Source organism: Pseudoxanthomonas sp. F11, from assembly GCF_037046485.1.
GTDB lineage: Bacteria > Pseudomonadota > Gammaproteobacteria > Xanthomonadales > Xanthomonadaceae > Pseudoxanthomonas_A.
On the sequence record NZ_JBANLZ010000002.1, the window covers coordinates 269898 to 281135 of the forward strand.

6 protein-coding genes are annotated in these 11238 nt (G+C 67.4%); 5 read left to right on the forward strand and 1 reads right to left on the reverse strand.

Annotated features, from left to right (window positions below):
• Positions 1-2 precede the first annotated feature (2 nt).
• Complete coding sequence (locus V8246_RS07015) at positions 3-743, reverse strand: SDR family oxidoreductase (protein ID WP_336188543.1); 741 nt, start codon at positions 741-743, stop codon at positions 3-5.
• 290 nt (positions 744-1033) lie between these two features.
• Here V8246_RS07015 and V8246_RS07020 point away from each other — a divergent pair, with 290 nt between their 5' ends.
• From V8246_RS07020 to V8246_RS07040, 5 genes are all read left to right on the forward strand, one after another.
• The gene (locus V8246_RS07020) at positions 1034-2041 is read left to right on the forward strand and encodes a LysR substrate-binding domain-containing protein (RefSeq protein ID WP_336188544.1); all 1008 of its coding nucleotides are present in this window, start codon (positions 1034-1036) and stop codon (positions 2039-2041) included.
• Between the two features lie 292 nt (positions 2042-2333).
• Positions 2334-5297, forward strand: coding sequence for a TonB-dependent receptor (locus V8246_RS07025; RefSeq protein WP_336188545.1), 2964 nt, complete (start codon positions 2334-2336; stop codon positions 5295-5297).
• Positions 5298-5415: 118 nt separating this feature from the next.
• A complete protein-coding gene (locus tag V8246_RS07030; protein WP_336188546.1) occupies positions 5416-7614 on the forward strand; it encodes a cellulase in 2199 nt (732 codons plus the stop codon).
• Complete coding sequence (locus V8246_RS07035) at positions 7611-9518, forward strand: sialate O-acetylesterase (protein ID WP_336188547.1); 1908 nt, start codon at positions 7611-7613, stop codon at positions 9516-9518. Before V8246_RS07030 ends, V8246_RS07035 begins: the two co-directional genes overlap by 4 nt.
• Positions 9519-9525: 7 nt before the next feature.
• Positions 9526-11199, forward strand: coding sequence for a DUF5597 domain-containing protein (locus tag V8246_RS07040; RefSeq protein WP_336188548.1), 1674 nt, complete (start codon positions 9526-9528; stop codon positions 11197-11199).
• Positions 11200-11238: the final 39 nt, after the last annotated feature.

The window sequence follows — 11238 nt, forward strand, 5'->3', positions numbered from 1 at the left end:
GATCAGTCGTGGTAGACCTGCGAGCGACCACCGTCGATGGCGATGTCGGTGGCGTTGATGAAGCGCGCTTCGTCGCTGGCGAGGAACAGCGCGGTGTAGGCGACTTCTTCCGGCATGCCGATGCGCTTGGGCGGCAGCAGCTCGGTCTGGCGCTCGCGCATGCCCGGTTCGCGGGCGAACCAGGCCTCGATGCGCGGCACCAGGATCAGGCCCGGCGAGATCGAGTTCACCCGGATGCCGCGTGCAGCGTATTCGATGCCGAGCGCACGGGTCAGCCCGATCAGTCCATGCTTGGCCACCGGATACGGGAAGCAGCCGGCGATGATCCTGTGCCCGTGCACCGAGGCGATGTTGACGATGCTGCCCGCGCCCTGCGCCTGCATCGACGGCAGTACCGCGCGGCACACATTCCATGCGCCCTTGAGGTTGAGCGACAGGCAGCGCTCCCACTCCTCGTCGGACAGGGTGAGCGGATCGGAGAACACGTCCGCGCCGGCGTTGTTGACCAGCACATCGATGCGGCCATGCGCGGCGAGCGCCACCTGCACGGCGGCGTCGACGGCGCCGGCGTCGGTGATGTCGGCGATGCGGTGCTGTACGCCGTCATCGTCGATGGAGGCGGGCTGCTTGTCGAGGCCGACCACCGTGGCGCCTTCGCGCGCGAACAGCCGCGCCGTCGCCGCGCCGATGCCGCTGGCGGCACCGGTGACCAGCGCGACCTTGCCGGACAGGCGGCCGCTCATGGCAGACGGATTCCGTGGGGCGTGGACGCGGCGATGGCGCCGGCACGCGACGTGCCGTCGGACTGCGGTGTCGCCATGGGGCCCTCCTCCCGGCGGTGATCGGATGCGGGAATGTCCCGTGGCGAACCTGTGCCGGCCGTCCCCGGGGCCTTCCCCCGCGGGCGGTCAGGCATGGCCGCCGACCCGCGCTTGAAGCGTGGCATAGCCTCGCGTGGGCATCTATGTACGACAAATGAAATTTTTGTCATAGGCTATTCCGCACACGAATAGCTCGTGCCGCGGAGGCGACCATGGTCCACCCCACCACCGGCTGGTTCGGCGCCACGCGCCTGAAGACCCGCCACCTGTCCCTGTTGCTGCACCTGTACGAACAGCGCTCGGTCCTGCGCGCGGCCGAGGCCGCCAACATGACCCAGCCCGCCGCCTCCAAGCTGCTGGCGGAAATGGAAAGCCTGCTCGGCGTGCCGCTGTTCGAGCGTCACGCCCGTGGCGTGGAGCCCACCTGGTACGGGCAGGTCCTGATCCGGCGCGCCCGCTCCGCGCTGTCTGAGATCGGCCGTGCCCACGACGAGATCGCCGCACTGCGCAGCGGACGCATGGGCCAGGCCGCGATCGGCACCGTGGTGAATCCGGGTACCACGCTGGTGCCGCAGGCCATCGCGGCAGTGAAGCGCGATTTTCCGGACATCCTGATCAAGGTCGAGATGGACTACAGCCGACCGCTGGTGGCCAAGCTGCTGGATGGCCAGCTCGACATCGTGGTCGGCCGCATCATGGGGCCGGAAGGCGCGGGCGAGCTGGATTTCGAGCCGCTGGCCGACGAGCCGCATGCGGTCATCGTGCGCGCCGGCCATCCGCTGACCCGGCGCCCGCGCATCACCCATGCCGATCTGTCCGACTACGGCTGGATCATGCCGCCGGCCGCCAGCGTGCTGCGGTCGCGCCTGGATGCGGTATTCCTCGAACACGGCCAGCCGCCGCCGCAGAACATCGTGGAAACCGCATCCCTGCCGGTGATCATCCACCTGCTGCGACACAGCGACCTGCTGACCGCGCTGCCGGCCGAGTCGGTCGGCCCATACCTGCAGACCGGGCAGATGTGCGTGTTGCCGATCGAGCTGGGCGTGCGCATGGAGTTCTTCGGCATCATCCGCCGGCGTGATCAGCTGCTGTCCCCGGGTGCCGAGCGCGTGCTGGACGCCCTCCGCAGCACGGCCCGTCGCCTCTATACCGACCTGGAGCCCTCCCAGACGGGCACGGTACCGCCCGCGAGCGAGGGCGGCGGCGACGGCGTCTGAAGACCTATTCGGGTTCGATATAGCTGGCGATCAATATTTCATTGGTACGGCATGTCAGCCCCGCCTATGCTCCCGGCGCAGTCACAGGAAGGCGGTCCCACGGCCGCCAGGTGAGCGCCAAGCACCGGTCGCAAGGCTCCGGTTGCGGCAGCGCTCCACGGGAAAGACCGAACCATCGACGACCGCGGCAGGGGGCCGCAGCCGCCATCGCTTCATCCGGCCACGGGGCGCGAAGACGTCCGGGCAGGACCACAACTCCATCGTTTGCCATGTGTCCTGGGAGGGAACATCCATGTCAACGCGTCAGCGCCGCATCGCGGCTGGTCCCCGTGCGGGCCGTTCCGCCGGCCGCCACCTGCAGCCCACCGTCCTCGCCCTCGGCATCGCGCTGTTGCTGTCGGCGCCTGCGTTCGCGCAGGAGGCCACGACCGAGGCGAAAGAAGGCGATGCGCCCACCGAACTCGATGCCGTCGTCGTCACCGGCATCCGCGGCTCCGTCTACCGCGCGCAGGACATCAAGCGTGACGCCGACACCTTCGTCGACTCGGTCACCGCGCTCGACATTGGCGCCTTGCCCGACCGCAGCGTGACGGAAACGCTGTCGCGCATTCCCGGCGTGACCATCGATCGCTTCCTGACGGTCGGCGATCCGGAACACTTCTCCGCCGAAGGCGGCGGCGTGCAGGTGCGCGGCCTGACCCAGGTGCGCTCCGAGCTCAACGGGCGTGACAGCTTCTCCGCGTCGGGTGGCCGGGCCCTGAGCTTCCAGGACGTGCCATCCGAGCTGATGGCCGGCGTGGACGTGTACAAGAACCAGAAGGCCGACATGATCGAAGGTGGCCTCGGCGGCAGCGTCGACCTGCGCACCTTCATGCCGTTCGACATCGACGGCAGCCGCTTCGGCATGTCCTTCAGCGCCAACAGGGGCGACTTCGCCGACCAGGTGAAGCCCGCTGGGTCTGTGCTCTTCAGCAACCGCTGGGACACCGACGCAGGCGAGTTCGGCATTCTGGTGAACCTGGCCCATTCCGAACTGGCCACCCGTACCGATGGCATGTTCGTGCGGCCGTTCTTCGAGACGGCCAACTCCGACCTCGACAACGACGGCACCAACGAGAATCTGTGGCTGCCCCGCGGCGCCGACTGGCGTACGCTGGAGTACGAACGCGAACGCCAGGGTGCCTACGTCGCCCTTCAGTGGCGCCCGAACGACAACCTGGAACTGTTCGCCACCGCCTTCCAGAGCAAGTACGACGAGCTGTGGTATGAAGACGCGATCTTCGTCTCCAACGACCCGATGCAGGTGCGTGTCGATGCCAGCGAGCCCTACGAACTCGACGGCAACGTCTTCGTTTCCGGCCGCCTGCGTTCGAACGGCGACATCCCGATGGGGACGGACATCCGCGCCTCGCATCGCAAGTCGGACACGACCGATTACTCGTTCGGCCTGAAGTGGCTTTTCAGCGACCGTACCGAGTTCTCCACCGACCTGCAGTACATCAAGGCGAACACCGAGGCGCTGGACTCCACCGTGTCGCTGGGCCTCAACGTGCCCTACATCGACATCGACCTGGGTCGCGGCGTACCGCGCATCGGCGTCGACAACCAGTTCACCGCCAACCCCGCGAACTACTACTGGGGTTTCACGATGGACCATCGGGACGACAACACGGCCGATGAAGTCGCCTGGCGCGCGGATCTGAAGCACAGCTTCGACAGCAAATTCATCGATTCGGTGAAGTTCGGCGTGCGCGTCACCGACCGCGATGCGCACAGCATCGACACCGGCTACGACTGGCAGCCGGTGTTCCAGCCGTGGATGCAGGGATGGGCATTGCCGGGCGGTGCGCTGCCGGGGCTGGACCTCAACGGCACGGTCAATTCCAGCCTGACCAATCTGATCACGTTCGACAACTTCTATCGTGGCGGCGCGTCGACGCCGGGCTCGTTCTATTCGCCGGTGCTGGCCACCGCGCTGGGCTTCCCGAACAGCTACCTCGACATCCATGGTGCGGCGATCCCGTACTACAGCTGCTGCTACGGCCAGATCACCCCGCGCAACCTCGCCGATCCGCAGTGGGGCAACGTACAGAACGAGAAGACCTACGCCGCTTACGCGATGCTGAACTTCGCGATGGACCAGGCGCGCATCGACGGCAATGTCGGTGTGCGCGTGGTGCGTACCGAAAACAGCGCCAAGGGCTACCTGGTGTACCCGAACAATGCGTTCGCGCCCTACCTGGGCAGCGGGCAGTCAGAGCCGATCTCCGCGGAGAACTCGTACACCGACGTGCTGCCCAGCGCGAACGTGAAGTGGGAGCCGGCGGAGAACTGGATCGTCCGCTTCGCCGCGTCCAAGGCCATCGCGCGCCCGGCCTTCAGCGACATGCAGGCCTACCAGGTGCTCAGCGTCGCCGTCCGCGACGGCGTGACCACGGTGCCCGGGCAGACCCTCGGGCCCGACCAGCTCGACCTGACGGGCAGTTCCACCGACAACCCGTACCTGACGCCGATGAAGGCCAACCAGTTCGACCTGTCGCTGGAGTGGTACTTCGCGCCGGACAAGGGCGGCATGGCCTGGGTGAACTTCTTCTACAAGGACATCAAGGACTATTTCCGCCAGCAGACCGAGCTGGTCCCCTATCCGGGCGTCGACGGCAACCAGTACGACTACCTGGTCTCGCGCCTGGTGAACGTGGGCACGGCGAAGATTCAGGGCGCCGAGATAGGGTGGAACCAGTTCTTCGATTTCCTGCCTGCGCCTTTCGATGGCCTGGGCATGTCGGCCAACTACACCTACATCGACAGCTCCACCAGGATTCCGAACGCCTCCAACGCGGTGCCGGTGGATACCGACGGATCGCTGTTCGACGATCTGCCGGCGGATGGCCTGTCCAAGAACTCCTACAACGTCGCCGCGTTCTACGAGAAAGGCCCCTGGCAGATCCGGCTGGCGTACAACTGGCGCAGCGAGTACCTGCTGTCGATCGGCCCCAATGGCTACAACGGCACCAACAACAATCTCGACGGTGAGTCCGTCGCCTGGAAACTGCCGGTATACAGCGACAGCTTCGGACAGCTCGATGGTTCGATCTTCTATCGCTTCTCCGATAACGTGCAGTTCGGCCTTGAGATGAACAACCTCAACAACGCCGAGCAGCGCACGCTGATGGACCAGAACGGTGCTGGCAAGCGCACCACCTCGTGGTACGTCAACGACCGCCGTTACGCTGCCACGGTCCGCTTCACGTTCTGATGCAGCCCACGGATCGGCCGGTAGCACCGGCCGATCCTTCTATGGACCGGCGCCGGCCTGCTGCGGCGTCCGAGGTGTGCTCCTGCCGGCGCACCGCTGTTCCCCGACAGGAGACTCCGTGCTCACGCTCCGCCTGATCCTCGCGCTCTTCGTTTTCCTGCTGGTGCCCAGCGCGGTGGCGAAGGACGACGTTACCGGCTACCGCTGGCAGAACGTGGCCATCGGAGGCGGGGGCTTCGTCAGTGGGCTGGTGTTCCATCCGCATGAGAAGGGTCTGCTGTACGCGCGCACCGACATCGGCGGCGCTTACCGCTGGCAGCCGCGCGAGCGGCGCTGGCTGCCGCTGATGGACTGGATGGGTTACGAGGACAACGGCCGCTTCGGCGTGGAGAGTCTGGCGCTGGATCCCTCCGATCCCGATCGCCTCTATCTTGCCGTTGGCACTTACCTGCATGAGCGTGGGCAGGATGGTGTGATCCTGCGTTCGTCCGATCGCGGCGCCACGTTCCAGCGGACACCGCTGCCGTTCAAGTTCGGCGGCAATGAGCAGGGCCGCGGCAACGGGGAGCGTCTGGCAGTGGATCCGAACGACGGCCGCGTGCTGCTGTTCGGTACGCGTGCCGACGGCCTGTGGCGGAGCGACGACGCCGGGGCGAGCTGGCGCGAAGTGCGGGGCTTTCCGGCCATCGCGAGGGATCGCTCGGCCTGGGCGAGAGGCTGGCGCGAACTGCGACCGGTCGGTATCGCCTTCGTGGCATTCGATCCGGTCGACAGTACGAAAGGCGCGCCGACGAAGACGATCTATGCCGGTGTGTCGACAAACCAGACCAGCCTCTATCGCTCACGCGACGGCGGCACGACCTGGCAGGCGGTGCCCGGGCAACCCGTCGGCCTGCGCCCCAGCCACATGGTGCGCGACGCCCGGGGGCGCTGGCTGCTGAGCTACGGCGACGAGCCGGGCCCGAACAACATGGCCGATGGCGCCGTCTGGCGCTTCGACCCCGCCGGCGACCGCTGGGAAGACATCACGCCGGTACGCCGCTCCAAAGCCGATGCCGGTTTCGGCTGGGGCGCGGTCGCCGTGCAGGCCGACAACCCGGACGTCATCATCGCCAGCACGTTCCGCCGCTACCAGCCGCACGACGATATCTATCGCAGTCTCGATGGCGGGCGCACCTGGACGGCGCTGTTCCCGCGTTCCGGCTTCGACCATGCCGCCGCACCCTGGACGCAGGACGCCAAGCCTCACTGGATGGCGGACATCGAGATCGACCCGTTCGATCCCGATCGCATCCTTTTCGTCACCGGCTATGGCGTGTGGGCGTCCACCAATGCGAAGGCCTTCGATGCGGGCGCCGAGATGGCGTGGCGTTTCGAACAGGCGGGCTTCGAGGAAACCGTCCCGCTCGCGCTGGTCAGTCCGCCGCAGGGCGCGCACCTGGTAAGCGGACTCGGTGATGTCGATGGGTTCGTGCACGACCATCTTGATGTCTCGCAGCAGCGCTTTGCCGGTGTGCGATTCTCCAACACGGAAAGCCTGGCCTTCGCCGGCCGTGCGCCACAGATGATGGTGCGCACGGGCTACTTCCACAACCGCCCGGAAGGCGCGGTGCGCGGCGCCTGGTCGAAGGATGGCGGGCGGACCTGGACCGCGTTCGCGAGCGAGCCGCCGGACGGCGAGGGCGCGGGACAGATCACGCTCGCGGCCGACGGCAAGCGCGCGATCTGGCGTCCACGCAATGGGGAGCACCACTGGATCACCGCCGACATGGGCGGGCGCTGGCAACCGGTGAAGGGCCTGCCGAAGACCGCGGTGGTGGAGGCCGATCGCGTCGATGAAGGCATCTACTACGGTTTCGATGCGATCAGCGGCAAGCTGTACGTCAGCGGCAACGGTGGCGTCGCTTTCCAGGAAGTGCGCGCCCCGGTCGGCGAAATCGGCGACTGGTATCGCGCCGAGATCCGGCCGCACCCGGAGAAGACGGGCGAAGCCTGGATCGCGGCGTCGTGGCGCGGCCTGTTGCACCTCGCGCCCGGCAAGCTGGAGCGCGTGCCCGGGGTGGACAACGTCATGTCCGTGGGCCTGGGCAAGCCGGCGAAGGACGGCGACACGCCCGTGCTGTTCGTGTTCGGCGAGGTGCGGGGGCAGCGCGGCTTGTTCCGCTCCGACGATGCCGGCCGGCGCTGGCAGCGGATCGACACCGATGCGTTGCGCTTTGGCGGCATCATCCGCCATGTGACAGGCGATCCCCGCCTGCATGGCCGCGTCTACTTCGGCACCGAAGGGCGTGGCATCTGGTACGGAGATCCGAAATGAAACGAGCGGCTACCCTGGTGCTGGCCCTGTTGGCGATCCCCGCCGCGCAGGCCGTGGAACTTCCCCGCATCTTTGCCGATGGTATGGTCGTGCAGCGCGACCAGCCGCTGCGCGTCTGGGGTGAGGCCGCGCCCGGCGCGCGCGTGCAGGTGAGCTTCGCCGGCCGCGACGCCACGGCACACACCGGCGCCGATGGTCGCTGGTCGCTGGCGTTGCCTGCGCAGACGGCGGGCGGTCCATACGTGATGCGCATCGACGATGGCACGCAACCGCGCGTGCTGCGCGACGTGCTGGTCGGCGACGTATGGCTGGCCAGCGGGCAGTCGAACATGGAGTGGCCCATCGCGCAGTCGGCGAACCCCGAGGCCGAAGCCGCACGTGCGACCGATCCGCAGATCCGCCATTTCAAGATTCCGAAGTCGTGGTCCGGCGAACCGCAGGCACAGCTCGAAGGCGGCGAATGGGTGGCGTCCTCGCCGCAGGCCGCGCCGAAGTTCTCCGCCGTCGCCCACTTCTTCGCCCGCGAACTGCGCAAGGTCACCGGCGTGCCGATCGGCATCATCGACAGCACCTGGGGTGGCAGCCGGATCGAGGCCTGGATGGATGCGCCATCGCAGGATGTCGATGCCTCTGCGTTGCGGGCGCAGGCGGAACGGCTGCGCGACGCCGACACGCGCGCGCTGCAGCAGACACACGCCCATCTGGCACGCTGGACCTCCTGGCCGGCGGACGACACCGGTTGGGAGAAGCGTGATCTCGATACCCGCGATTGGGTGCCGATCACGGTGCCTTCGCTGTGGGAGAAAACGGGCTGGAATGGCCTGGATGGCGTGGCGTGGTACCGCACCACCTTCACGCTGAGCGAGAAGGAAGCTGCCGCCGGGGTGACGCTGGGGGTAGGGCGCATCGACGACTCCGACATCACCTGGGTCAACGGTGTGCAGGTCGGCGAGACCCGCATGCAGTACAACCAGCCGCGCCGCTACCGCGTGCCTGCCTCGGCGCTGCGCGCGGGCGTGAACCAGGTGGCGGTGCGGGTGTCGGACTTCGGCGGCGGCGGCGGCATCCACGGCGAGCCGGGGGAGGTCTTCGTACAGCCAGCGGGCGGCAATGCGCGTGCGCTGGCGGACTGGTCGTTCCGCCCGTCGCGCGTGACCGTGGCGCTGGTCGACGACAAGAACCAGCACCCCACGCTGCTCTACAACCGGATGATCCATCCGCTGCAGCCGTACGCCATTCGTGGCGTCATCTGGTACCAGGGCGAATCGAACGCGAACACGGTGGCGGAGGCGCTGAAGTACCGCACGCAGTTCCCGGCGATGATCCAGCAGTGGCGTCGCCAGTGGCAGGCCCCCGATCTGCCGTTCCTTTGGGTGCAGCTGGCCAACTTCTCTTCCGGCGTCGACCAGGGCGATACGAGCCCGTGGGCGGTGCTGCGCGAATCGCAGTCGACCACGCTGGCGTTGCCGGCCACGGCGCAGGTGGTCACCATCGACATCGGCAATCCGACCGATATCCATCCGCTCAACAAGCAGGATGTCGGCAAGCGGCTTGCGCTGGCGGCCCGGCACGTTGCGTACGGTGAGTCGCTGGTTTACCACGGACCGGTCCATACGCGCGCGCAGTTCTCGAACGGCGTCGCGACCCTCGCCTTCGACGATGGCGGTAGCGCGCTCGCGGTGCGTGGAGGCGGCACGCGTGTGCACGGCTTCGCGCTGGCCGGCGCCGATCGCGTCTTCCATCCGGCCGAGGCCGCGCTCGTCGACGGTCGCGTCGTCGTGCGCAGCGGCGCGGTGAAGTCACCGGTGGCGCTGCGCTACGGCTGGTCCGATAACCCGGCCGACGCCGACCTGATCAACGCGACGGGCCTGCCTGCCTCGCCTTTCCGTACCGATGCGTGGTGACCCCGGAATGCCTTCAATGATGCCCCGCCGCCTGTTGCTGCTTTCGCTCGTCGCGCTGCTCGGCCTGGCCGCCTGCCAACCGACCGGAAAAGGCGATGCGCCGGCCACGGCGAAGGGCGACGGCGCGGCCGATGCGTCCGATGCCACACCGATCCCGCAGATCGTCAGCGAGGACGGCCGTCATGCGCTGATGGTGGACGGTGCGCCGTTCCTCATCCTCGGCGCGCAGGTCAACAACTCCAGCAACTGGCCGCAGGCGCTGGACGACGTCTGGCCCGCCATCGACGTGGTCAAGCCGAACACGGTGATGGTGCCGGTGGCCTGGGAGCAGGTCGAAGCGAAGGAAGGCACGTTCGATTTCTCCTTCGTCGATGTGTTGCTGAAGCAGGCGCGCGAGAAGGATGTGCGGCTGATCCTGCTGTGGTTCGCCACCTGGAAGAACAACAGCCCGAACTATGCGCCGGACTGGGTCAAGCTGGACAACACCCGCTTCCCGCGCGTCGTGACCGCCGACGGCCGCACGCTCAACTCGCTGTCGCCGCACGCGCAGGCCACGCTGGACGCAGACCGCAAGGCGTTCGTCGCCCTGATGACGCACCTCAAGGCCGCCGATCCGCAGCGCACCGTCATCATGGTGCAGCCGCAGAACGAACCGGGCACCTACGGCAGCGTGCGCGATTTCTCGCCGCTGGCGCAGAAGATATTCGAAGGACCGGTGCCGGACGCCCTGCTGAAGAAGCTCGGCAAGTCGCCGGGCACATGGCGCGAGGTGTTCGGCGCCGACGCGGACGAGTATTTCCACGCCTGGCATATCGCCCACTACATCGATCAGGTCGCGGAAGCGGGCAAGGCGGTCTATCCGCTGCCGATGTACATCAACGCCGCGCTGCGCGGACCGTTCAATCCCGGCCAGCCGGGGCAATACGCCAGCGGCGGGCCCACCGACAACGTCCTGGATGTGTACAAGGCCGCTGCGCCGCATATCGACCTGCTGGCGCCCGACATCTACATGCCGGAGTACACGCACTACACCACGGTGCTGGACCGCTACGCGCGCCCCGACAATCCGCTGTTCGTCGCCGAGACCGGCAACCGGGAAGAATACGCGCGCTACTTCTTTTCCGCCCTGGGCGAGCAGGCCATCGGCTGGTCGCCGTTCGGCATCGACTTCTCGCACTACACCAACTGGCCGCTGGGCGCGCAGAAAGTGGACGCCGAGACGCTCGCTCCGTTCGCGCTGAACTACGCCATCGCACGCCCGGCGGCGCGCGTCATCGCGCAGGCCAGCTTCGAGGGCAAGGTGCGCGGTACCGCCGAGCAGCCCGGCCAGGCCGTGCAGACGGTGAAGATCGACGACCGCTGGAACATGGTGGTGACCTACGGCGTACCGCAGTTCTGGTTCCAGGGCGAGCCGCCCGGCAATCCGGAGCCCATCGGTCGTGCGCTGGTGGTGCAGCTGGGGCCGGATGAGTTCCTGGTCGCCGGCGCGCACGCGCGCATCAACATCACCGCCGCCGATCCGGCCGTGGCCGCGCGGCAGATCTACGACTATGTCGACGAGGGCACCTACGTCGATGGCAAGTGGGTCTTCCGACGGCGCTGGAATGGCGACCAGACCGACTACGGCCTCAATTTCTCAGGCATCCCGCAGTTGCTGCGGGTGAAGTTGGCCACCTACTGATCGATCCGCGGACCGGCAGGCCGGTCCCAGAACCCGGGT